20 protein-coding genes are annotated in these 23,798 nt (G+C 41.2%); 13 read left to right on the top strand and 7 right to left on the bottom strand.

Translation table 11 applies throughout. The annotated features are described in order from the left end of the window. Positions 1 to 178 precede the first annotated feature (178 nt). The 5 genes from DFP82_RS05215 (at position 179) to DFP82_RS05190 (ending at position 5,215) form a co-directional block, all read left to right on the top strand. Positions 179 to 1,246: a DUF475 domain-containing protein gene (locus DFP82_RS05215; RefSeq protein WP_110922676.1), complete on the top strand. Its 1,068-nt coding sequence runs from the start codon at positions 179 to 181 to the stop codon at positions 1,244 to 1,246. Between the two features lie 242 nt (positions 1,247 to 1,488). Further along, positions 1,489 to 2,418 (top strand): glutaminase, encoded by a 930-nt coding sequence (locus DFP82_RS05210; RefSeq protein ID WP_220034717.1) that lies wholly within the window; start codon positions 1,489 to 1,491, stop codon positions 2,416 to 2,418. Positions 2,419 to 2,882: 464 nt separating this feature from the next. Beyond that, a complete protein-coding gene (locus DFP82_RS05200; RefSeq protein WP_110922674.1) occupies positions 2,883 to 3,458 on the top strand; it encodes a TerD family protein in 576 nt (191 codons plus the stop codon). A 251-nt stretch (positions 3,459 to 3,709) separates the two neighbouring features. Beyond that, positions 3,710 to 4,462: a TIGR00266 family protein gene (locus DFP82_RS05195; protein ID WP_110922673.1), complete on the top strand. Its 753-nt coding sequence runs from the start codon at positions 3,710 to 3,712 to the stop codon at positions 4,460 to 4,462. Between the two features lie 144 nt (positions 4,463 to 4,606). Then, positions 4,607 to 5,215 carry a TerD family protein gene (locus DFP82_RS05190; RefSeq protein WP_110922672.1) on the top strand — a complete coding sequence of 203 codons (609 nt, stop codon included), beginning with the start codon at positions 4,607 to 4,609 and terminating at the stop codon, positions 5,213 to 5,215. Between the two features lie 77 nt (positions 5,216 to 5,292). Here the strand turns inward: DFP82_RS05190 and DFP82_RS05185 are convergent, their stop codons facing one another. Both DFP82_RS05185 and DFP82_RS05180 read right to left on the bottom strand, forming a co-directional pair. Then, positions 5,293 to 6,516, bottom strand: a complete 1,224-nt coding sequence (locus tag DFP82_RS05185) for a Shedu anti-phage system protein SduA domain-containing protein (RefSeq protein ID WP_110922671.1) — start codon at positions 6,514 to 6,516, stop codon at positions 5,293 to 5,295. 61 nt (positions 6,517 to 6,577) lie between these two features. Beyond that, positions 6,578 to 7,858 carry a TerD family protein gene (locus DFP82_RS05180; RefSeq protein ID WP_110922670.1) on the bottom strand — a complete coding sequence of 427 codons (1,281 nt, stop codon included), beginning with the start codon at positions 7,856 to 7,858 and terminating at the stop codon, positions 6,578 to 6,580. Positions 7,859 to 8,189: 331 nt separating this feature from the next. Between DFP82_RS05180 and DFP82_RS05175 the strand changes: the two genes are divergently transcribed. Further along, positions 8,190 to 9,338 (top strand): ATP-grasp domain-containing protein, encoded by a 1,149-nt coding sequence (locus DFP82_RS05175; protein ID WP_110922669.1) that lies wholly within the window; start codon positions 8,190 to 8,192, stop codon positions 9,336 to 9,338. 226 nt (positions 9,339 to 9,564) lie between these two features. Here the strand turns inward: DFP82_RS05175 and DFP82_RS05170 are convergent, their stop codons facing one another. Both DFP82_RS05170 and DFP82_RS05165 read right to left on the bottom strand, forming a co-directional pair. After that, positions 9,565 to 10,308, bottom strand: coding sequence for an MHYT domain-containing protein (locus DFP82_RS05170; RefSeq protein WP_110922668.1), 744 nt, complete (start codon positions 10,306 to 10,308; stop codon positions 9,565 to 9,567). Between the two features lie 124 nt (positions 10,309 to 10,432). Then, on the bottom strand, positions 10,433 to 11,167 hold the full coding sequence (locus tag DFP82_RS05165; protein WP_110922667.1) for a hypothetical protein: 735 nt from the start codon (positions 11,165 to 11,167) through the stop codon (positions 10,433 to 10,435). A 718-nt stretch (positions 11,168 to 11,885) separates the two neighbouring features. Here DFP82_RS05165 and DFP82_RS05160 point away from each other — a divergent pair. The 6 genes from DFP82_RS05160 (at position 11,886) to DFP82_RS05135 (ending at position 19,162) form a co-directional block, all read left to right on the top strand. Further along, positions 11,886 to 13,121: a trypsin-like peptidase domain-containing protein gene (locus DFP82_RS05160; RefSeq protein WP_245905643.1), complete on the top strand. Its 1,236-nt coding sequence runs from the start codon at positions 11,886 to 11,888 to the stop codon at positions 13,119 to 13,121. Between the two features lie 72 nt (positions 13,122 to 13,193). Then, positions 13,194 to 14,516: an NYN domain-containing protein gene (locus tag DFP82_RS05155; RefSeq protein ID WP_110922665.1), complete on the top strand. Its 1,323-nt coding sequence runs from the start codon at positions 13,194 to 13,196 to the stop codon at positions 14,514 to 14,516. Between the two features lie 70 nt (positions 14,517 to 14,586). Next, positions 14,587 to 15,807, top strand: a complete 1,221-nt coding sequence (locus DFP82_RS05150; RefSeq protein WP_425450591.1) for a phosphoribosyltransferase domain-containing protein — start codon at positions 14,587 to 14,589, stop codon at positions 15,805 to 15,807. Between the two features lie 41 nt (positions 15,808 to 15,848). Continuing rightward, positions 15,849 to 16,682, top strand: coding sequence for an HAD hydrolase family protein (locus tag DFP82_RS05145; RefSeq protein WP_110922663.1), 834 nt, complete (start codon positions 15,849 to 15,851; stop codon positions 16,680 to 16,682). Positions 16,683 to 16,745: 63 nt separating this feature from the next. After that, on the top strand, positions 16,746 to 17,927 hold the full coding sequence (locus DFP82_RS05140) for a cysteine protease StiP domain-containing protein (RefSeq protein ID WP_110922845.1): 1,182 nt from the start codon (positions 16,746 to 16,748) through the stop codon (positions 17,925 to 17,927). A 170-nt stretch (positions 17,928 to 18,097) separates the two neighbouring features. Continuing rightward, positions 18,098 to 19,162, top strand: a complete 1,065-nt coding sequence (locus DFP82_RS05135; protein ID WP_110922662.1) for an HpcH/HpaI aldolase/citrate lyase family protein — start codon at positions 18,098 to 18,100, stop codon at positions 19,160 to 19,162. Between the two features lie 203 nt (positions 19,163 to 19,365). Here DFP82_RS05135 and DFP82_RS05130 read toward each other — a convergent pair whose 3' ends face one another. Continuing rightward, positions 19,366 to 20,178 (bottom strand): alpha/beta fold hydrolase, encoded by an 813-nt coding sequence (locus DFP82_RS05130; RefSeq protein WP_110922661.1) that lies wholly within the window; start codon positions 20,176 to 20,178, stop codon positions 19,366 to 19,368. A 317-nt stretch (positions 20,179 to 20,495) separates the two neighbouring features. Here DFP82_RS05130 and DFP82_RS05125 point away from each other — a divergent pair, with 317 nt between their 5' ends. Then, the gene (locus DFP82_RS05125; RefSeq protein ID WP_110922660.1) at positions 20,496 to 21,293 is read left to right on the top strand and encodes an enoyl-CoA hydratase/isomerase family protein; all 798 of its coding nucleotides are present in this window, start codon (positions 20,496 to 20,498) and stop codon (positions 21,291 to 21,293) included. Positions 21,294 to 21,618: 325 nt separating this feature from the next. Here the strand turns inward: DFP82_RS05125 and DFP82_RS14680 are convergent, their stop codons facing one another. Then, positions 21,619 to 21,792 carry a YdcA family protein gene (locus DFP82_RS14680; protein WP_181416249.1) on the bottom strand — a complete coding sequence of 58 codons (174 nt, stop codon included), beginning with the start codon at positions 21,790 to 21,792 and terminating at the stop codon, positions 21,619 to 21,621. A 267-nt stretch (positions 21,793 to 22,059) separates the two neighbouring features. Next, positions 22,060 to 23,691: a long-chain fatty acid--CoA ligase gene (locus DFP82_RS05120; protein WP_110922659.1), complete on the bottom strand. Its 1,632-nt coding sequence runs from the start codon at positions 23,689 to 23,691 to the stop codon at positions 22,060 to 22,062. Between the last annotated feature and the right edge of the window lie 107 nt (positions 23,692 to 23,798).

Below are 23,798 nucleotides of genomic sequence, written 5' to 3'. Positions count from 1 at the left end.
CCAAAACGTAGAGCTGACATAGTTGCAAATAGTCACAATTTATAGTGACCAAATGACTAGTAATGCTCTGCGTTTCGTTTAGAATTACCTATCAAAGGTGGTTAGCAATAACCACTTTTTTGCAGTTTGTGTCTATAATAGGCCGACCTTAGCTTTACGCAACCAGACAGGATGTGTCATGAGACATTTTTATTTAGATTTTATCTTCACAGCCATTGCCCTAGCGGTAGCGGCATGGTGGGGATATTCACATGGCGGTATGGGTGGCATGATATCCACCTTATCTATTACCGCTATTTTGGCCGTCATGGAGATTTCATTATCATTTGATAATGCGGTGGTCAACGCTTCAGTCCTCAAGGGCTGGGACGAATTTTGGAAGAAGATATTTTTAACCGTTGGTATTTTGATTGCAGTATTTGGTATGCGCTTGGTCTTCCCTATTGTCATCGTCGCGGTTACCGCTGATCTTGGCATGATGGAAGTTATCAATCTAGCGCTGTATCAACCAGAAGAATACTCAGCCAGACTAATGGCGCATCACGCTGAAATCTCAGCATTTGGTGGTATTTTCCTACTATTAGTTTTCTTGAACTTCATCTTTGATGAGAAAGAAGTTCATTGGTTTGATTGGCTAGAAAGCCGTTTGGCTAAGCTCGGCAAAGTCGATGCTATGAGCGTGTTTGTCGCTCTCATCGTCTTAATGATTGCCGTATCATGGGCCAGCGCTGAGCAGTCAGGTGCCGTCTTAATTGCAGGTGTCTGGGGTATTCTTGTTTACCTTGGCGTACAGGTTGTCTCTGGCATGCTCGAAGGTGATCTCGAAGAAGGCTTAGAAAACGAAGAAAGCGGTTCGGGTGCAGCAGCGACTAGCGCTATCATGAAAGGTGGTATCATCGGCTTCTTATACTTAGAAGTTCTTGATGCTTCATTCAGTTTTGATGGTGTTATTGGTGCATTTGCCATTACCAACGACGTTATTGTCATCATGTTGGGTCTTGCTATTGGTGCAATGTTTGTACGTTCTATGACTATCTTCTTGGTCGATAAAGGTACGCTTGACGAGTTTGTCTATCTTGAGCATGGCGCACATTATGCGATTGGTGCATTGGCAATTATCATGCTGTTGTCGGTTAAGTTCCATGTACCAGAACTCATTACTGGTCTGATCGGCATTACCTTTATTGGTTGGGCATTTGTTGCATCACTTAATTATCGTAAGGCTGAAAAGGCAAGTCTGAATTAAGGCATGTCGTTCATATAGCATCTAGTGATGTATTTAAGCAGGTCATATCAAAAAATTGATATGACCTGCTTTTTTATAGCCTAATTAAAGTAACAAGTTATAAATATATGAGGCATTCATCGGTATACCAGATTGACCAATAATTAAGATAACCAACCATTAAAATACAATTCCATGATTACTATCATCCTTTATTCAGTTAAAATCTCCACCCTCTAACAACACCATAAAAATACGACTACATGATCAATATACAAAAAATTCTTGATGACATTGCTAAAGAAATGGCAAATGAAACCGATCGTGGCAAAGTGGCAGATTATATCCCGCAACTGGCTCATGTCGACCCAAATCAGTTCGGTATTGCGGTAGCGACACCTGACGGACAGGTCTATACAGCGGGAGATGCTGGCACACTGTTTTCTATTCAAAGTATCTCAAAGGTATTTACCTTAACCATCGGTCTTGGCAAGTTAGGTAATGCGCTCTGGACACACGTCGGTCGCGAACCATCTGGTGACCCCTTCAACTCTATCATGATGCTAGAACATGAATCTGGCAGGCCACGTAATCCTTTCATCAATGCGGGTGCAATTGCGGTAGTAGATGCGATTATGATGGGTCATGAGCCAAAAGAGACATTGGGCGAGATACTGCAATTTGTTCGCTTTATCGCAGACGATGACTCAATCAGTTTTGATCACAAAGTGGCCGCATCTGAAATGGCACATAAAGATCGAAATGCGTCGTTGGCCTATTTTATGAAATCCTTTGGTCGTCTAAAGCATGATGTAGATAAAGTGTTGGGTACTTATTTTCATCAATGCTCAATCGCGATGAACTGCCAACAGTTAGCTCAAGCTGGCCTATTTTTAGTATCTAATGGCATCAATGAACACACAGGCGTTAGAGTTATTAATGCACAGCGTTCTCGCCGGATTAATTCGCTGATGATGATGTGTGGTCATTACGATGGCTCTGGTGAGTTTGCCTATCGTGTCGGTCTGCCAGGAAAAAGTGGTGTTGGCGGTGGTATTTTAACGATAGCACCAGGTGAAGGTTCTATCGCCGTCTGGTCTCCAGGGCTCGATCATATAGGAAACTCTAAGCTTGGAACCAAAGCATTAGAGCTGTTTGTACAAGAAACTGGCTGGTCGGTTTTCGGTGATTAAAGACTATCATCTAATGCTTTTATCGGTGAGTTATTCAAAATGATGTGCACCGTTAAACATGATGAGTTTTACTTCGGGTCATGCTAAATATATTGGCATGACCCTTTTTCGTTTTAAAGCTTTCTTTAGGAAAATATGCTCTTATTAGCTAAATACCGATTTTTCTTATTTAATCTACAAATGGTAGTAGACCAACAATTTACTTTTGATAACAATACCTTAAGTATTGCTATTAAGATTGTTAAAAAGTATCAGATATACAGAGACATTATGTCTCTTAGGAAACATATAGTAAGTGCACAAAATACGCCTTGCTTACTAAGCAAACGCTTAGTATAGTAAAACGTAATGATACGCAGGCCGTGATATACAGGTAGCACTATTGTCTGTGCTTACGTATCAACCATTGCACCACTTTCAGTTCATTTTTTTATTAATCAATTATTAATCAATAGGATATTTATATGGCTATTAGCTTAACAAAAGGCGGCAACGTAAACTTATCAAAAGAAGCGCCAGGCTTAACCAATATTACAGTCGGTCTTGGCTGGGATCCACGCGCTACTGACGGTCAAGAGTTTGACTTGGATGCGATTGGCTTTTTGGTCAATGAAGCAGGTAAAGTACGTAACGACCAAGATTTTATTTTCTTTAACAACCTAAAGTCAGACAATGGCGCTGTTGAGCACACAGGCGACAACCGTACTGGCGAAGGTGATGGCGATGATGAAGCTATCAAAGTAAATCTAGCGAGCATTCCAGCTGACGTTAATAAAGTAGCACTTTGTGCCATCATTTATGAAGGTCAAGCCCGTAACCAAAACTTCGGTCAAGTAGGCGAAGCTTACATCCGTATCGTTAATGACAATGGCGGCAGTGAAATTGCACGCTATGACCTATCAGAAGACGGCAGCACTGAAACGGCCATGATCTTTGGTGAGTTGTATCGTCACAGCGGCGACTGGAAATTCCGTGCCGTTGGTCAAGGCTTCAGCGGTGGTCTTGGACCATTAGCGGGTTCTTATGGCGTAAACGTATAAGCTTAGCTTTGACTAATTTTAGCTTTGACGTAATCGCTTAGCAAAATAAATATCGCAATCATATAGTTGATTACGATATAAATAAGCCATCAAGTGTGCCCTTTTAACGCATTTGATGGCTTTAATTTTAATTGGCTAACCCAAAAAGCCAAAGTCTTGAAGATAGCTTATATAGAACCATATACATAAACAGCCATAAACATAGCTATCAAGCGCACATATTAAAAAATTAGAATAAGGATTTGCAAGTCATGGCCGCAACATTTAGCTTAATCGGTACCATCGAACCTTTTTTACATTGTAATCTCAAAAAAGGCGACTCGATTTATTGTGAAGCCAATGCAATGGTGATGATGGAATCAAACCTTGAGCTCAAAGGTAAGCTGCAAGGCGGGTTGATGCAGTCACTTATGCGCCGTTTTGCTAATGATGAGTCATTATTTCAACAGCAAATCGAAGCGGTCAATGGTGAAGGTGATTGCTTGCTTGCGCCCACGCTCGATGGTGATATGCAAATCATTGATTGCGGTGCTCAGCAGTATACGTTGAGCGATGGCGCTTTTGTCGCGGCACAAACTGGAGTCGATATCAGAGCCAATATTCAACGCAACCTTGGCGGTGCAGTATTTGGTGATACTGGTGGCTTTATGGTTATGCAAACACAAGGCCAAGGTCAGGTCGTGGTATCAGGGTTTGGCTCACTATTCGAGATCGATGTAGAAGCAGGTAAAGACGTTATCATCGATAATGGTCACGTGGTCTGCTGGGACTCCAACTTAGATTATAAGCTGTCAGTATCTACCAGCAAGAAAAAAGGATTCATGAGCAATATCATCAACTCCGTCACCAGTGGTGAAGGCATGGTATTGAACTTCTCTGGTACTGGCAAAGTCATTATCTGTTCACGCAATCGTGATAGCTACCAAGGCTGGCTACAAAGTGTCCTGGGTAGTAGCTCAGGCGGTCGCGGTGGTAGTAATGGCTTGTTAGGTAATATCTTATAACTGGACGTTGTCATATACAGTTTTTATTCGACGCTTTACTCAGAACTATTACAACATTTTTAAAAACTTAGATAGCAAGGAAGACGAGTGGTAACACTACACTCAGTTCATATTTCTCAATATTGATACTATAAGGATAATCATATGGCAGTTAGCTTACAAAAAGGTCAAAAAATCTCACTTAGCAAAGAAGCTGGTGGTGACCTCACGCAGGTAAAACTAGGTTTAGGCTGGGACGTCGCACAAGGTCCACAAGAGAAAAAAGGTGGGTTCTTAGGTAAATTATTCGGTGGCGGTAGTGGTGGCGACTCTATCGATCTTGATGCCTCATGCATCATGTTTGATAGCAATAAACAGGCGGTCGATGCTATTTGGTTCAGTCAGCTAAAATCAAAAGATGGCAGCATTGTACATACTGGTGATAACCGTACGGGTGATGGCGATGGCGATGATGAAGTCATCAACGTAGACCTATCTAGAATTCCTGCTAATGTTGTATCGCTGGTATTTACCGTCAATAGCTTTACTGGTCAGACTTTTGAGACCGTAGAAAATGCATTTTGTCGTATCGTCAATGCCAATAACAACCAAGAAGTTGCCCGCTATAACTTATCAGCGCAAGGTGGACACACAGCGATGGTAATGGCAAAAGTCTATCGCCATAACAATGAATGGAAAATGCATGCCATTGGTGAAACAGCGTCTGGTCGCACTTTTCATGACTTGATGCCTGCTATCACACCGCATGCGTAGGTATTGAGCTATTTACAATTAAGGAAATACGCTGCTGACATAGCTCAACAGCGTATTTTTATACAGTAATTCAGTTCTCATTCATGATAGAACTGAGCGACGACCCCATCTACCAAATCATCAAATGTCATAACCTCAAAATTATTATAATCAGCAACTATTTCTCTCCACTCTTCTCTATCAAAATTTGCTCTACGTCCGATGATCAAGATACGTCGGGGTTTGTAGACGTCTATACCATACTTTTCTTGTACCCATATTCTATTATTTGGATCATTAAAATAATTAGCATACGTTCTAGTCTGGGCTACATAAGAGTTTAACTGAGCGGAAAAAGACTCTCTATTTTCTCTACCTACAATAGAGCTACTTTTCATAGTAGGGAGTTTAAACTCTACAATATCGACTCTATGAGGTCGTTTGATAAAAAAGTCAGGTCTGATAGATTTTTTGTTTTCTGTCTGCCAAATACATTCTTTTTCAGCATATATATCAGTAGCACCAAATGCCATTTTTAAGATAAAACTATTTTCTTCTAAGAATTTAGTTATCTGTGGCTCTGATGTTTCTTCATTACCCCAAAGCTCAATAAATCTATTAATCTTTGGCAAGTGAATATTTTTATACTCTTCAGGCAAGGGATAAACAGTATGCGCATTCTCAATAGCTATTTTTCTTATAAGTCCCTCATTAATCTTAAATGTATCATGCCTGCTATCAGCATCATCATAAATAATAGGAATGAAATTCATCCATTTTATGTGTCTAGTTTTCAAACCCGTTTCATTAGCATCGAAAAAGAAAGAATTTATTAAACTACATGCGCTACCTGAGACTACTGTTGGTATAGAAGAACCCATTATCAACATCATATCTTGAGCAAAATAGTTCCATCTTAACTCTCTAAGCTTCTCATATCCGTCGTCCGTTGCCCATACTAAATCGAATACATCACCAAAAATTGGAGGAGAAAATCTATTATTATAATCTTTCCCAAACCCCAAAATATTTTTTAACAAACTACCATCATTTAGCGAAAAGTCAAAAAACCTTACTTCAAAACCATAACGCTCTTTAAAATCCTTTCTCAAAACTTCTGAGCCAGAAAACTCTATTACAATATGCTCTTTACCCATATAAATCGTAATAATATCTGGATTTACTATAAGCCCAGGAGTTGTACTTTCTAAATCAGGGCTTCTGTCTATTTCATCAAAAATAACTTTAAAATAATTATCCTCTAAAACTTTCATTAGAGAAAGGATAACCTCATTTACAGTGAAAGGCTCTGGTCTATTCATTGTTTTCTCCAAACTGTCTTTAATCTACTATCTGAAATAGAGATACCTTCAATGATGCGACTTACTTACTACCACGTTTCCAGCTAAATCCCCAATTAAAGGCTTTGTCCATTTCTTGGTGACCTTTAAAGTATTGATTGATACGCTCAACATTGATACTGCCTTGTTGATTGACCAAACGAGCGATTGCACACATGGGCAAGTTGCCTGTGCCTTCTGTTAAACGCGTTTCAATCGGTGGCTGCTCTGGTACGGCAATGGTGACCACGCCATCTGTTTGTGCCCAGTTCGGAGCCCCTTCGTAGATAAAGGCGAAGATAAAGACCTCCTCAATCTGCGACCACTGCTGACCATTGATATCCAGCCATTCACCACCACTTATTTGCCCTGTTCTATCATCGGCACGCAGACAAACATAAGGCGCTGATTGCAAGCTACCAAAACGATTACCCAATGCTTGAATAAGCGTCTTTTCACCATTTTTCAGGTGAATCATCGCACCAACATCCAGATCAATACCACCCGCTTTATGTTGCTTGAACAGATCACCCAAGAGACCTTTTTTAGGTGCTTGCTGATCAGCATTCGGTCGTTGATTCCAGTTTAAGTTCACAGTAATTTTACCAAAATCATCGCGTTTTTTGAGATTGATGCTAGATTGATTTTTAGTTAAGGTAACTTTACTCAGATTTATGGCGGGATTGGCTGGTATCGGTGGTGGTGTGTTTGCTTGAGGGGCGCTACCCGGTTTTTGAGTATTGATTGGACGCTGCGTGTTGATAGGTTGAGCCTGACTCTGTGACTGGTTTTGGGCTTGACTCTGTGGCTGATTCTGAACTGGCGCTTCATCAGCAATCTCAACACCGAAATGCTCTGACAAAGGTTTTAGACCACCTTCAAAACCTTGAGCAATAAATCTAAACTTCCAACTGCCCTGCCTACGATAGCACTCAGCTAAAATAATCGCTTTTTCATTACGGCCTGCGCTACTGAGCTGACAAGTCATCAGTACTTGACTGCCTTGTAATACTTGAATATCAACATCACCGACTTGAGCAAGTGTTTTATCACTAGAAAATGCGAGCGCTATCTTTTCAATATTTGCAGGTTGAGCTGGCAAATTGATGTCAAAAAAGCCATCGCTGTCGTGACCACGAAAGCTGACACTGCTATCATCGCTACGTGTCTGCCCATAAAATATCATGTCTCCATCACCGCGCACTTTACCATCGGCAGTTAGGCGATAAGCAGCACAATCAATCGCATTTTGGCTTAAGATACGAATACTAATATTGTCCGTCGGTAGTGGCGCATTGGCACCTGCAATTAGGGTTTGACTCATTACTCATCCTTTCATTTATTTATTATATCGATGTATTTATTATGTCTACTATCAGCATATAGTAGCACGGTTATTACAAGATTTTTAGTCGGTACACGCCTTCTGTTAAGTACTAAAAACCCCACAATAAATCTTAAGCATTCTTGTTCATACTATTTTATCAGTATCATTTATAACGCCTAGCATTTGTATATAATAGCGCTACTATCAGCAATATGATGACTTGGATGGTTAACTACATTTTTAGCTTATCTAGATTGCTGTTGGTTTTGCGATAACGGTATTTCGTTATCCAATTATATCTAACACTTATGATACTGCTGAGAGAATTATGCATAACATTGCTAACGATAGTCACCATACAACGCCAACTGCAGCTTGGTTAGCCGAAGGCCAGTCAAGCCAGCGTGATATGTTAGCCAGCTTACAAGCATTAAAGACCCAATCTGAGACACCATTCAATATCATCGCCTCACACCGTCACGATAGACCTGAAATTTTTGAGTTTGCGGATGATGTCTATCTTGAACCTACTATAGCTTCTATAGGTAGCCTCGATGAAGTGGACGTTGAACCTGAGCCCGTTATACCGCGTTGGCAGTTCGTCCTAGAACAGGCTCAACAGCACAACGTAAAGGTATTATTGACTGGTCGAAATGGTATTGATTATGAGGCCCATCGAGAGGTATTTGATGCAGCAGGTATTCGCTTATTGACCGGCGCAACCAGTGTTGCATCGTTAGAATCAATCGATGATAAATTTGCTTTTATGCAACAGTGCCATTCTCATGACATACCTGTCGCTGATGCGTGGCGCTTTGATACGACTGAGCAGCTTGAGGCGCTACTTGCCGAACATGGCCATCAGCCTTTGTGTGTCAAACCAGTCACTGGTATTTTTGCGCAAGGGTTTTGGCGGTTAGATTTAGGTAAAACAGAAGAAGAGAAATACGATAGCTTTGAGCATTTATACTTTACCGAAGAGAAGAAAATCAGCACTGCCCAATTTATAAATGCGTATACAAACAGCTTAATGGTGCATGAGCGCCCTATTCCAATGCTATTAATGCCTTACTTGTCAGGGCAAGAGTACTCTATCGATGTAGCATGCGAATATGGTGAAGTACTGGCCGCTATTACTCGTTATAAAACAGGGAAAATCCAGCATATCGGCTACGAGCAATCCGTTATGGATGTCGTCATTCCATTAATCAAAGCTTTCAACTGTGATGGTATCGTCAGTGTACAAACCAAGGCCGATGATGAGGGTCAGCACCGTGTACTTGAGATTAATAGTCGCCCATCTGGTGGTATTGGCTACACAACTCATAGCGGTGTGGATTTAACACAGGTCGGCTTTGCATACTGGTTAGGCTTGACTGATAAACCAAGGCTAGCTGATATCGCTCAAAAGATAGTACCTTGCCAAGTACGTTCAATCATGATGGGTGTAAAAATCGAAGAAACTACAATGGATTAGACTGTAGATAATCCCTTAGCTATACATCAGCTATTCCACACAAAAAAAGGTTTTTAGAATAATATCTAAAAACCTTTTTATTGTATTAACCATTCAATAAACAGAACAACAATGGCTTATAGTTAATCCTCTATAAAAGAGTGACATGTTAACCTCGCTTGAGATATCACATATACCTCTGTACTCGGTTGCTTTGACTCTCTCTTTAACTGAATCAACTATATCATTACTCGCCGAATACTAAGTTTTCTTGTTTAGGAGCATTTTTAGATGCTAAGAACCATAGTAAGCCAAGTACAATCGCTGAACCGATAAAGATGATAATCGATGAATTAATCGCACCATCATGTGTATGACTCATAGACATTGTGTGACCCGCTGTAACGCTCATCTCCATCGCTGCTACACCAGTATAATGCATACCACAAACAGCGATACCCATAATGAATGCACTACCAAAGCGCTGAACCGTACCACGTAGGTTAAATGCCAACCATAACGCAGAGATAGCTGCCACGATAGCAATGACGATTGAAGTGATTAACAGTGGTATATTATATGACATGGTTGCATCCATCTGCATTGAAGCCATACCTGTATAGTGCATTGCTGCAACACCCAGTCCAGTAAGCACGCCACCACTGATCAACTTGGCAATACTTGACGCGCCGCGTCCAACGATAACAATACCAACGGCCACAAACAAAATAGCAAGTAGCATTGAAATAACGGTCAAACCCAAATCATAAGTGACCGGCATTTTCATATCAACGGCCATCATACCAATATAATGCATAGACCAAATGGCACCACCGATCGCGATTGAAGATAACGCTACCCAAAAGTACAGATCGCCTCCTGGTTTGGCTGATGGCACGCGAATGGCAAGGTTTAGACCAACGTAAGAGCCCATTACGGCAATAACATATGAGATAAACACCAAAAGCAGGTTATATTCAACTTCAATCATTTTTTCGACCTTTATATTTAATAAAAACTGAGCTTAAGCAATGTGCATTTTAATGAACTGACATTGCTTTATGCATTTATTACTGTTTTTCATAGGCATTCAACTGTCTATGAATAATTATTTTCTACCAGATGATAAATTCACAAATATTGGTAGTGCCAGCGCCACAACTTGATTCCTCAACCCGAACTCTGTCTACGGCAGGATTACTTGATAAGAAACCATCTATGTAACCCACTACAAAGTGACAGCCTGAATGGTTGCTATCTGACAACTTGCAGAATGGACATTTAGTCAAGGCAACCAAATTGTTCTTAGCTTTAACTTTAGAAAAGCTCTTTAATGCTGGTACAAGTTCGCGATTAATCGTGGTTGGCATTTTTAATGGGCTACCAAGTGAATAGTCACGCTTGTAGATCCCACTTCCCACTTTGCGTCCTAATTCATGCATTGCCTTAGCACGACTCTCATGTGGCAAACTGGCCTCATAGTGCCTAACGATATCGGCAATATCAGGATACTGTGCACCAATAGCTGCTAACGCATTTTTCTGATCCAAATCTTGTGTTACCGGTGGTGGTGCTGATGCTACTGCTGATGGTATTGTATCCGCACTTCCCTCTCCATCTATCTCTAGCTGAAAAAGTGTACAGCCTTCGATAGAAGAAAGATCATCGATTAAATCTTCTTGTGTCTTTGATCCCTGGCTTTTGGCAACAACATGAATAATGTTGCCACCGTTTTCTGAAGGCTCTTGTCTTTGGGTTACGAGTTGGTAACCTGCTTTAATAAGTGGCGAGATAACATTAACCAAACGAATCCGCTCAGAAGACGTTTCCAATGAACAAGAAAATTTCAAAGATTACTCCTTTTCTAAAAATATCGCTAAACTTTCTTGATAACAAACTATCTGGCCAAGCTCAACGATTAATATAAATTCAGTTTCAGACTTGTGGTTTGCCGACTTTGTTGTCGCACAAATACAATGAGAAAGCAGTGTTTAATACATTTTTTTCTTTTAATTATGAGTGTTATAAAACAACCAAATCCATATATTTTAATCTTTTGATAATTTTTTTATCACTCATAATTAAGCACAGCTTTATATATCATTATTTTCTTATACTTTTAAGGCAAGAGGGGTACTCATAGATGGTATTTAGATATACAACTACTACTTAATCCTAATCTGATAAAATTTAGTTACTTTATAGAAGTAATTAAGCAGCATTATTACCGAATAGATATATTATGACAAGACTTAACTTAATATTGTCGGATAAATGGCAATATTATCCGATAGGTGGTGGTGAATAAAAATGGAAAGTTATCTTATCTAATTATAAATATATCGCAGGGCTTTAAAAGGATAGCTTGGATTGGTTTTTGAATCTCACTATTTGCTAGATGTTTTTATTCAAGATCGGCATGACGGTATTTTAATCATTCTATGCCAAATTATAAACAAAAACCACTACAATAGACAAATATCGGTTTTTTATAATGACCCCATAGTTATTTAAACAGCTATCTAAAAACTGTCTATAATGATTTATAATCAACTCAATTAGAGGCATATGATGACTGTACAGACCGCGTTAGTGCTAGGAGCAAATACGATTATCACGCAATCTAATTGTTCGGTTGCTTTTTCTACAACAGACCAGCTTATATTTGGGCAGCAACTTGGACTGATATGGCTGCCGTTAGATGAACATCGTAAAGCAGCTTGTAGTCCTGCCTATCTTCATGAGCCTAAGGACTGGGCTCAGTTAGACGATAATAATAATCCAAACGTATGGCAGCTAGATTTGACCAAACTGTTTGATACGCAAGCTGTTGTTTCTTTGCAACTGATTGCATATGTTTATCATGATCCAAGCCTCAACTTGCCAGCGATTGAGCTCAACAATATCTGTCTAACACTCAATAATGGCGCGATTAAATATGATTTCACTGCAAATGAGCGTCATATTAAAGCCGCCATTGTATTGGAAATATATCGACGTAATGGCCAGTTTAAATGCCGTGCACTGGGTGAAAGCTCTACGCAAGGACTAGCAAGCGTAGAGCATCGAGTCGGAATCAGTCTCGATACCCGTCCGCCAGATACGCATGCGCTAATTCAAGCGGCTCAGCAGCAACAGCGAACTCAGCCAAACAACGAGTCGCGTCCCCCACGTCACGTTCAGCCTGGCGAAACTTGGACGGGAACGGCATTCGCTATTGACCCCTATCACCTATTGACCTGCTATCATGTCATTGAGTCGGCGGCGATGATTGGTATCCGTCAGCAAGGCCAACCTGATCGCGAAGCGCAAGTAGTCCTCAGCGATATTGGCAGCGACTCAGCTATTATTCGAGTGAGCGAACCTCTGCCTAGCTATTTGCCATTAGCACAGCGATGCTCTGATAATTTGGGAGAGACCATTACGACATTGGGATTCCCGCTGTCAGGACTAAGTAGCCAACTGCAAGTCACGCAAGGTTGTATCTCAGGTCTGACAGGGTTTGGCGATGATATTCGCTATATGCAATTCACCGCACCCATTCAGCCCGGATCTAGTGGCAGCCCTTTATTACTGCCTACTGGTGAAGTTGTCGGCATGGTAACCTCTAGCCTCGTCCACGAGCATGCACAAAACATGAACTATGCAGTGAAATTTCAGTTATTATCTGCCCTACTGGCCAGTGCTGGCATTGGCTTAGGTGATTTATCAGACTCGCCTCATACAAAAGTGCCACCACTAACCACACCGCAGTTGAGCAAACAAAGCCGTAGTGCGCTATGGCTGGTTGGCTGTCAAGGTTGAGGTTAAAGAATCATGGAACGAACCTAAAAAATATAAAACAGTGACTTAAAGAAAACGTATTAGGGAATATAAATGTCAGCTCAGCTCAAAAATATAGCCATACTTATCGATGCTGATAATGCATCAGCAAAAAATATTGGCCATATTTTGCAAGAAATAGAAAAGCTTGGTCATATTACTTGCAAAAAAATATATGGTGATTGGGGAAATACTCATATTCAAAGTTGGCAAGAAGCATTACTTAAATATGCTATCGATCCTATGCAGCAATTCGCTTATGTTAAAGGCAAGAATGCCACTGATATAGGCATGGTCATCGAAGCCATGGATTTGCTGTATAGCAATAACTATGATGGATTTTGTCTCATATCAAGTGATAGTGACTTTACCTCACTGGCTTTACGCATTCGCAAAAACCATGTAAAAGTATTTGGCTTTGGAAAGCGTAACACGGTTAGCGCGTTTTCGCGGGCTTGTGATAAATTCTTTTACGTAGAAGATTTATTGGTCGATCAGAATAATAGCAATTCTACGCAAACAACCCTTTCTCCTAAAAGAGCACCTAATAATAATTCATCAAAACAATGGACGACTAAACAGTTACAAACACAAACGCACTTAATTAACTTATTAAATAAAATAATCAAAGAAAATATTAACGCCCATAATGGTTGGTCGAATCTATCTTATATAGCCAGCGAGCTTAGTAAAAACCATAATGACATCAAACTCGATAAGTATGGCTATGATAAATTTTCTAATTTAATGATTGCATTGCGTTTATATGATATTAGAAAGCAATCTAATGGCATGTGGGCAAAGATTAAAATACAGAAGGCATTAACAGCCGCTACAACTGCTAATAAAAAAACAATTAATACTAAGCCAACTTCTAACCTGTTCCCAGCTGCTCCTATTCTTGTCAAAATATCAACAGCACCTACTATCGATGCCGTCTTATTTAGAGTGACTCCCACTGCAAAGGTACGCGGTGATGAAGATATGATATTTTATGGTCAAACGCATAGCGAGGATGGTTCAATCGAGCTAAACCAACAGCTCGAAAGTAATACATCAGTCTCTGAGTTTAGTTGTGATCTAAACCATCAACCTACTAGCATTGAACAACTTAACTTCGTGCTATCAAGTGAATTGGGAAGCTTAGCAATTGACCCACAGCAAACCAGTATTGAATTAAATATCACTGATGAGCAACAAAATACATTATTATTCTCAGGCAAATTTGACGTCCAAAATAAATCAGGTAAAAGCCTAATATTATTTACGTTAAACCGAACTGGCAACCAATGGCAGTTTGTGCCAAAACATCAAAATATAGATGGCGACCTACGTTATCTCTGTGAAAAATATGGAGTAGAACTAAGTGATAACTGATTCTAAAAACAATACGACATCTAATAAAACTTATAAGCGAAGTATCTCTTTACCTCGTGGTACGCTTGATCTGACCTATAAAATTAATCCAGCAGCGGCTAAAAATGACTCGCAAAAAGATGACAACTATCAATTAGAAGACTTACTCGGATTTGCCCAACGTATTAACCCAAAACGTGCATTTTTATTCGTATCAAAGGTTTTAGGCCGTCATATTCCGGTAGCGCCTAGTACGATGCGTAGTGCTTTTACGGATTTGGCAAACTTAGTGCCTAGCGATTTACCTGAGCCGATTTTGGTTATTGGTATGGCAGAGACGGCCGTTGGCTTATCGGCTGGCGTCCATCAAGCACTACAAACGCGTTACCCTAATGCTTTATTGTTGAACTCTACGCGTCATGCGCAACACAATGATGATAACAGTGAAACGTTGCTGACCACATTCAGCGAAGACCACAGCCATGCTAGCCAGCATCTCATTTATCAAAGCTCTGATAAAGCCACGCAAGCGCAGCTACTGGCCAGTAAAACTCTGATTATGGTCGACGATGAAGCGTCAACGGGTAATACTTGCGTCAATGTCGTCACAGCATTATGCAATGCAGGGCTAAGCCAATTAGAGCAAGTGCATCTCACCACGTTGGTTGACTGGTCTCTAAGTCAGAATCAAGATGCAGCAGATATAGACGACTCCATATCTGCTCGCTTGCCGAACATTGACTTTCATCGTCATCACCTATTATCTGGCGCTTGGCAATGGACGGATGCGCCCAATCCTGAACCCATCATCATGCCATCGGTCGATACCACTGACGCTGGTAGTCAGTCATTAGGCAACACGGGCAAGTGGGGACGCTTCCCCACACTCGATAGTACCGATGGATTCGATAACTATCTGAAGAGCTTTCAAGCAGCATTGACGAGTTTTAGTGATCAAGCACCGTTTGACAAACAGCAGTTGCCTGAACGAATTCTAGTATTAGGCAGTAATGAGTTTGTATGGCTGCCGTTTTTATTGGCTGAATGGCTTGAAAGTCAGGCTAAAGACTCTGAGGCAACGGCTACGGTTAACTTTAGCGCTTTGACAAGATCACCCATTGCTTTAGGTGGTGCGATTACCACCATGCTAAGCTTTAGCGATAATTATGGGCTTGGTATGACTAACTTTGCCTATAACGTTGAGCCTAGCGATTGGAATTTGATTGTGTTGTGCGTGGAGACTTCAAGCGATAGCGTTGATGACATGTGGCAAGGTTTGGACAATGTATTGGTGGTTAGTCCTACGCCTTAATTTACTATATAACATTCTGTTTAACGTTTAGGAACGGTTCTATGACCACCCCATTTTTTCAACCCAATGCAAATATCGTAAAACCCTATGCACTCATGGATTTAGACGATACGCTATTCCAAACTCAACGCAAAATTGACGCGTGGAACTTACCCACTACGGAACCTGAGCAGTTGGTTTGTGCGACCGTCAATAAGCAAGACGAGCCATTAAGCTTTATGAGTCAACGTCAAGCGGCGCTATTTAATTGGCTACTTGCGAGCACTGAGTTGGTAGTCGTCACTGCCCGTGACCGTAGTGAAATCAAACGCGTGAAGCTGCCCTTTGACAGTTGGCAAGTCCTGACTCATGGTGCGATTATTCTCAGCAAGGATGGCAAGCTACAAGCCCAGTGGCAACAGCATATGTATGACGAGCTTGCACCATTGCAGGATAAATTAAATCAACTGAGTCAAGTATTCGCCAATTACAGCAAAAGTGATGGCAGTCAGCTCGTATTTACACCGCATATCGATAGCTTTCATAATGGTTCTGTTGATGAAGAATTAACCATTTATCTGGCCATTAAACATGCTCACAAAAACCATCAGGCATTGATAGATTTGGCTGAAAAGCTGCCATCCCTAGTACGTGATTTTGATCAAGATTTTTATGTACACGTGAATGCAAATAATCTAGCGATATTACCGCGTGCCGTGCATAAGCATCATGCTGTAAAGTTTTTGTTAGACCATCATTTAGACAGTCAGCGACCTAGTTTTGGCTTTGGTGACAGCCTAGCGGACTTGCCATTTCTGCAACTGTTAGACTGGTATGGGATGCCCAATCATGGTCAGCTGCATTCGCAGTTACAGTCGCAGTTACAGCCTTTGTGATAGGCTAGGCTAGCCACTCTCACAACCCTCACCTTTTCTATAATGAGAGCTAATATTGCTACCATGACTTCAAATAACACTAATACAAAAACAGCTGACTTAAAAAGTTACGGTTCAGGCAGTTACCTTGCCAGTGATGTGACTGTTCTACTCGATATCGTTGATAAAGATGCCGTGGCTGATGTACCTGTCAGCCAAAAAGAAGCGCTTATCCAAAGTGGCCAGCGTCACTATTCTGATATGTTGACGTTAGAAGATGCACCAACAGCGATGCATGAGCGACTCTATCATCAGGCGCTAGAGCAAGGCACAAACAGAACTGCGGCTGATATCGCTAACTTGGCTTATACATTACAAGGTACTTTTGAACAAACCGTTAATACTGAGAATCCATTAGTTTTGGTCAGCTTAGTGCGCGCAGGTTTACCGATTGGGGTACTGTTGCAGCGTGCATTAGCAGATACTGATAGCCACTACGCTTTGCCAAGCGTACACTACGGTATTAGCATCATTCGTGACCGAGGTTTGGATTCTGTAGCCCTAGCATTAATATTAAAATTACATCCAAACAGCCCAATTGTATTCGTTGACGGATGGACAGGTAAAGGCGCTATTTACCAAGAGCTATCTCGTAGCCTAGAGGTATTTAGCAATCCTAGCCATTCAAATTTCGCCAATATCTTTCATCAGGGTAAAGGTGTGATTCCATTATTGACGCTTGCTGATCCGGCTGGCGTCGCTTGGCTTGCGGCAAGCGAAGAAGACTGGTTGATTCCATCAGGGCTATTAAACAGCACCGTGTCAGGGCTCATATCACGCAGCTTATATACCGAGCCACAATCAGGGCTGCATCGCAGTGTTTTTTATGATAACTTGGTAGCGTCAGATCACAGCTTAGCCTTTGTCGATCAAATCGATGCGGCACGTCGTACACTGACCAATTCTTTGAAGTATTTATCACTATACAAACAACCCCGCTATCAAACAGCTGACTTAATCGATACGCTCGCAGCAGATTATGCTATCGACAATCGTAACCGAATCAAGCCGACCATTGCAGAAGCAACGAGGGCCATATTGCGCCGTGATCCTGAACGTATTTTGCTAGCAACAGCCGATCATCCAGATACGATACTGCTCAGACATTTATGTGCGCAACGAGATATCGCTATCAGTGTATTAGGTGATAAAATACTGCCTTATCAAGCCATCACTCTCATCAAGCAACGCACCAAAGACAGCTAATGGCTATTTTCTAGTTTTAATGGCTATATTTTAATAACTACATTTCAATGTCTATATTTAGAGCTATTGAACTTAGAGCTGTTGATAAGTAATGACCCTTGAGCCATGCCACTTGATAATACCTTCGATCTTTTATAATTACTTACTTATCACTACTTATGATGCCAACTATGTCAGATACGCCACACAACGAAGCCAATATCTACAACCATTCCCAGTCTTACGCTCATCTATTTACTGAGCGTCATGCGATGGTTAAACCGCACACCCATCATCCTTATCAGCTTGGTGCTAGCCTTTATATGCCTGCAACTCGCGAAGATATATGGCAAGTCATCAAGCGTGACAAGCTGCCCACGATTAATAGCATTATTATTTGTTTAGAGGATGCAGTCAGTCACAGCGATGTCGATTTGGCGCTTGAACGCTTGCAAGCATTGCTCGATACGTGGGCTGCGCATGTCGATAGTATCAATAATCCATCTAGAAAAGCAGACATCAAAACGCAATATCCAACCAGGCCGTTGGTGTTCATTCGTCCGCGCAATCCGATGATGCTACAGCAGTTGGCAGACTACCCTCATATCGATCTTATCGATGGATTCGTCATGCCAAAAGTCGATATGTATAGCTTATCCAACTGGCGCATGGCTTGTCAAAATCTAAGTGCCGAGCAACTCTTAATGCCCACGCTTGAGACTGCTGCCTTATTCAATCCACATCACAATCAAGAACTGGCCATCGGTTTTAAAGAAGCTTTTAGCCAGCCAGTATTTGCACTACGCATCGGCGGCAATGACTTGTTTGCCGCGCTACGTCTCAGGCGACCTAAGCACAGTATTGTCTATGATACGCCAATCGGCACCCTAGCCTATCAGCTACTGGGCTGCTTTGTGCCGCATGGCTTTTATCTGACGGCACCTGTGTTTGAATACTTAGATCAACCAACACTGTTTATGCAGGAGCTGACCCACGATGTTAGCTTAGGTTTGGTTGGCAAAACTGTCATTCATCCAAGCCAAATCGCTTTGGTACAGCAAGCATATTGCGTACCACTCAGCACCTTGGATGAGGCGCAAGCGATTCTTCATAGCGAAGCCAAAGCGGTATTCAAATACAACAACACCATGTTAGAGCCAGCCACGCATCGTGCTTGGGCGACTGAGGTCGTGAATCGCGCCGAAGTGTTTGGAACTATTGATGATGGCAGTAGTGAATACAGCTCTCGAATGTAGCAACCGGATATTTAATGTATGTCACAAAAAAGCCGCTATCACCATTTGATAGCGGCTTTTTTGTGCGAAGTTTAACCTTGAGAATGAGGCTTTAATACACTACAGTCAAAGAACTATAAAATGGGTACAAGGCAGCCGACTACAGATTGTACGAGTAGTACATCTAAGAAGGATAGCGCTGTAGCGGTTTAGTCATTCACTGACTACACACAGTTTTCTAAAAACTGACTCATGACTCGGTTTACTTGCTCTGGCTCTTCTACAGATGATGTATGACCCGCACCTTTAATAATCGCTAGCTTGGACCCTGCAATCGCAAAATGCATGCGCTCAGCCTTTGCATAAGGGGTCGCTACATCTTCATCACCAACGATAATTAATGTGGGTGTTGTAATATCACCGAGCTGCTCATAGATGCCTTTACGCTCAATCACACCCATCGTAGCCTTAATTACTCCGCCTTTACGATTGCCTTGTAGCATCGTAAGCCATTGCTTGCGTTCCACTTTACGCAACTTGTCTGCCAAAAAAGTATCGCCGAACATAATAGGCATGAGTTTATTACTCACACGCTTGCTACCCAACCAACGAATGGCTTGGACAAGTTTACGATACTGCGGCATATTTTTAGGATCTTCAGGATCAGCAGACGTTGCTAATAAGGTAAGCGATAGTAATAAATCAGGACGCTTAATTGCAACTCGCTGAGCGACAAAACCACCCATAGACAATCCTACAAAGTGACATTTATCAATACCAAGCGCAGCAATCAGGCCAAGTGTATCCTCTGTGAGCGCATCCATATCATAGCCAGACTTGGTAATTTGCGATTGACCTTGTCCACGGAAATCAAAAGCGATACAGCGATAATCTGTTTGGAAATGTTTGACTTGTTCGTCATATATTTGCGTACTCCACAGCAGGCCGTGTGCAAATACCATGACCGGTTTTTGCACATCATTTGGTGCACTGTCTTCATAATAAATATCTGCATCATTGATTTTAATGACTGGCATAATAACTTCCTTGTTTGATAGATAAGAGAGGCTAATATATCCCTCAGAATTTTAGCATCTTCATGAATAATTCCCTGACACAGCTTTTGGCATTTTAGCATAACCTATCAAATTTCGATGTGTCTTGAGCGCCCACAAAACCCACTTTTATAATCATGCCAAACTGCTATAGTAATATGCTGTCTACATCGTCAGTTCAATATAATTCAGATATAAGTAAGGCTAGTGAAAGTACTACAAACCGTAGATTTTACGTATCTGACTTATATGTGATCGACCATACGATACTTATAAAAACTTATACAAGGATAGATACCATGTCGCAGCCTTTAGTCGATTATCAAGTCGAACAGCATATTGCTACCATTACATTCAATGACCCAAAAAGCCTAAATGCTTTTGGTACGCCTCTAAAAAATGGCGTGTTGAAAGCGCTTGCTGAGGCCGATGCCGATGACCAAGTGCGTGTCATTATTTTACAAGGTGCAGGTGGCAATTTTTCTAGCGGCGGCGATATCAAAGAAATGCTGTCTGAAGGTCTGGATAAAGACATTATTTCAAGCAAGCTAAAAGGCATGGTGGAAGGTGCTGGAGAAGTCAGCTTAAAGTTGCGTAATATTCATAAACCTATTATTGCTAAGTTAGAAGGTGCAGTAGCTGGCGCAGGCATGAACTTAGCCTTAACTTGTGATTTCCGTATTGCGGCTGATAATGCCAAATTTGTACAAGCCTTTGTCAATATTGGCCTAATTCCAGATGCGGGCGGTATCTACTTGCTAAACCAACTAGTGGGCGCGGCTAAAACTACTGAACTGGTAATGTTGGGTGATAAGCTCAAAGCCGAAGATATGGCGCGCTTAAATCTAGTGAATAGTGTGGTTAGTGCTGATGAGTTAGACGCGAGCGTACAGGCTTTAGCAAACCGCTTAAGTCAGTTGCCAGGTAAAGCATTGGCTTCAATGAAACATATGCTCAATGTGCATGCTTTTATGGGTCTAAATGAAGCCTTAGATATGGAAGTTGAACAACAGACTATGATGGCAAAGACGGATGATTTTATCGAAGGTGTCACAGCCTTTGTAGAAAAGCGTAAGCCAGTTTATCAAGGTAAATAGTTTTATTATCTATAGTCAATCCTCTATAAAAGAGTGACAGCGTTAACCTCGCTTGCCTTGTACCTCTTTTAAACTGAATCAACTATAATGTCGAAATACCAGTTACTGACTTCTATAACAAACTAATTATTGAAAAACTTTGGGATAATGAACTACACCATAAAAAAATCCGACCACTTGTAGTGATCGGATTTTTATTGTCTCAAGGTATTTAAAACTAAGATTTATGATAGTTTTTATCGTTAACGTTTGCACCAAATCATTCTTATTTTATTCGTAGAGAACAATCTATATATCAATTATTTTTTTAAACTATTAGCATTTATTAGCTACATGATTTTTTAGACTGACTGATCTTTCCATTTTTACAGACGAACTTAGCACCTTGACAATGCGATATGCCACCCATCTTGCCAGAACAAGGTGTATTCTTTGCATTTGCCTGCATGACAGGCACTAGCATAAATATAGAGATAAAAAATGCTGACCAAGTTCTCATAAATAAAATCCTCAGTAAATGAATAATATAAATTCGAACTATATTACTGTGACATTCTTTTATCAATCTTTATTTAATATACTTTCTTCGATAAATGCTAAACCTTAAAATAGTGTCTTTGCATTAATCAATATAAACCTCGATACCCAAAACATGCCCAAAGCAAAGGGCTAAAAGTCATAGACTATTAGCCCTTTATCATTACATTCATCTCTCAATACCAATTCACTGACTAAATACCTTATGCATTTATGCCGTCAAAATATACTACGATATAGCCAACAGGGCATCGCCATGATCATCACGTAAATCCTTTTTCACCATTTTTCCAGCACCGTTCAGCAAAATACTCTCTACAAAAATAACTTTATCTGGTATCTGCCAGCTGGCTATTTTGTCTTGATAAAAGCTCAGTACTTGTGCCTCGTCGATTGCTGAATAGTCTTCTTTCACGACGATCAAGACTGGGCGCTCGCCCCACTTTTTATGCTTTGCAGCGATGGCCGCCGCGATTTTGATTTCCGGATGCGCGACTGCGATGTTCTCAAGCTCCACTGAGGATATCCACTCACCACCAGATTTTATCAAGTCTTTTGAGCGATCACGGATATTCATGTAACCATCTGCATCGATAGTGGCAATATCACCCGTGTCGAACCAGCCGTCTTCAGTGATGGCGTCAGGGTTCTCGGTGTAATAGTCATTGATAATCCAGTGCCCTTTAATCTGCAAACGACCTTGAGACAGACCATCTTCTTTTACGCGCTGCAATGGCTCATCAGTGTCTATCAGACGTAGCTGAACGCCATAAGGCGGACGACCTTGAGATTTGCGTAGCTCATTGATTTCATCTCTGCTCAGTGATTTATGCTTGGCTTTTATTTGATTCATCGTTCCAAGCGGACTGGTTTCAGTCATGCCCCAGCCATGTATCGCATCACAATTGAAATCTTCTCTAAATGTTTTGATGACTGATGGCGGACATGCTGCGCCGCCAACGATGGTTCGCGTCATACTCTCAAGCTTACTGCCTCTAGATTTTGCAGCGGTCAATAGACTTTGCCAAATCGTTGGAACGCCTAGTGCGACGGTTACTTGATAATCATCAATGAGAGAGACCAGACTGTCACCGTCTAGATTGGGACCAGGCAATATGAGAGAGCAACCTGTTAATGCAGCAGCATAAGGCGTGCCCCATGCATTGACATGAAACATGGGTACTACTGGCAATAAAACATCTTGCGCAGATAATGCTGAGACGTCAGGCATACATAATGACATTGCATGGAGTACAGAAGAGCGATGAGTATATAAAATGCCTTTAGGGTTGCCTGTCGTGCCTGAGGTATAGCATAACGAGCTGGCCGTAGACTCATCAAACTGAGGCCATTCAAAATCAGGAGAATGCGCTGCTAGCAACTCATCAAAGAACAGTACATTTGGCAACTGCGCTACAACTTTCTCATCTCGAGCGCTCAAGCAAATAAAATGCTCGACGCCTTTGATATGTTCCTTAATGGCCATAATCAATGGCAAAAAGGTCACATCAAAGAACAATACACGGTCGTCAGCATCATTGATAATGTAGCTAAGCTGCTCAGGGAACAATCGAGGATTGATAGTGTGGCAGACCATGCCACTGCCCGAAATCGCATACCACGCTTCTAAGTGACGATGATTGTTCCAAGCCAGTGTAGCGATTCGTTCTGAGGACTTCAATCCAAGTGTAGCCAGCGCATTGGCCAAACGTTTTGAATTGTTAGACACACTGAGCCAGTCAGTATGTATTATCTGTCCATTGACTTCTTTGGAGACAACCGCTGTATCACCATGATAGCGTGCAGCATGTTCAATGAGACCACTGATCAGCAATGGCTGATACATCATTTTTCCTAACATAGTACATTCCCTGTAGTTGTTTGAACGTCCGCTTATTCTTATCGGTATATCGTCTGATACGCCGAATAAGCCACAACTAAGAATAATCAGAATCATTGGTTAAAACA

The sequence above is a fragment of the Psychrobacter fozii genome, from assembly GCF_003217155.1.
Taxonomy (GTDB): Bacteria; Pseudomonadota; Gammaproteobacteria; order Pseudomonadales; family Moraxellaceae; genus Psychrobacter; species Psychrobacter fozii.
The sequence above is the reverse complement of the archived record's forward strand: the minus strand, read 5'-3'. Positions and strand labels throughout refer to the sequence as shown.

Coding starts and splice junctions, on each gene's coding strand:
- DFP82_RS05215 (WP_110922676.1), top strand. CDS start 179: ATGAGACATTTTTATTTAGATTTTATCTTCACAGCCATTGCCCTAGCG.
- DFP82_RS05210 (WP_220034717.1), top strand. CDS start 1,489: ATGATCAATATACAAAAAATTCTTGATGACATTGCTAAAGAAATGGCA.
- DFP82_RS05200 (WP_110922674.1), top strand. CDS start 2,883: ATGGCTATTAGCTTAACAAAAGGCGGCAACGTAAACTTATCAAAAGAA.
- DFP82_RS05195 (WP_110922673.1), top strand. CDS start 3,710: ATGGCCGCAACATTTAGCTTAATCGGTACCATCGAACCTTTTTTACAT.
- DFP82_RS05190 (WP_110922672.1), top strand. CDS start 4,607: ATGGCAGTTAGCTTACAAAAAGGTCAAAAAATCTCACTTAGCAAAGAA.
- DFP82_RS05185 (WP_110922671.1), bottom strand. CDS start 6,516: ATGAATAGACCAGAGCCTTTCACTGTAAATGAGGTTATCCTTTCTCTA.
- DFP82_RS05180 (WP_110922670.1), bottom strand. CDS start 7,858: ATGAGTCAAACCCTAATTGCAGGTGCCAATGCGCCACTACCGACGGAC.
- DFP82_RS05175 (WP_110922669.1), top strand. CDS start 8,190: ATGCATAACATTGCTAACGATAGTCACCATACAACGCCAACTGCAGCT.
- DFP82_RS05170 (WP_110922668.1), bottom strand. CDS start 10,308: ATGATTGAAGTTGAATATAACCTGCTTTTGGTGTTTATCTCATATGTT.
- DFP82_RS05160 (WP_245905643.1), top strand. CDS start 11,886: ATGATGACTGTACAGACCGCGTTAGTGCTAGGAGCAAATACGATTATC.
- DFP82_RS05155 (WP_110922665.1), top strand. CDS start 13,194: ATGTCAGCTCAGCTCAAAAATATAGCCATACTTATCGATGCTGATAAT.
- DFP82_RS05145 (WP_110922663.1), top strand. CDS start 15,849: ATGACCACCCCATTTTTTCAACCCAATGCAAATATCGTAAAACCCTAT.
- DFP82_RS05140 (WP_110922845.1), top strand. CDS start 16,746: ATGACTTCAAATAACACTAATACAAAAACAGCTGACTTAAAAAGTTAC.
- DFP82_RS05135 (WP_110922662.1), top strand. CDS start 18,098: ATGTCAGATACGCCACACAACGAAGCCAATATCTACAACCATTCCCAG.
- DFP82_RS05130 (WP_110922661.1), bottom strand. CDS start 20,178: ATGCCAGTCATTAAAATCAATGATGCAGATATTTATTATGAAGACAGT.
- DFP82_RS05125 (WP_110922660.1), top strand. CDS start 20,496: ATGTCGCAGCCTTTAGTCGATTATCAAGTCGAACAGCATATTGCTACC.
- DFP82_RS14680 (WP_181416249.1), bottom strand. CDS start 21,792: ATGAGAACTTGGTCAGCATTTTTTATCTCTATATTTATGCTAGTGCCT.
- DFP82_RS05120 (WP_110922659.1), bottom strand. CDS start 23,691: ATGTTAGGAAAAATGATGTATCAGCCATTGCTGATCAGTGGTCTCATT.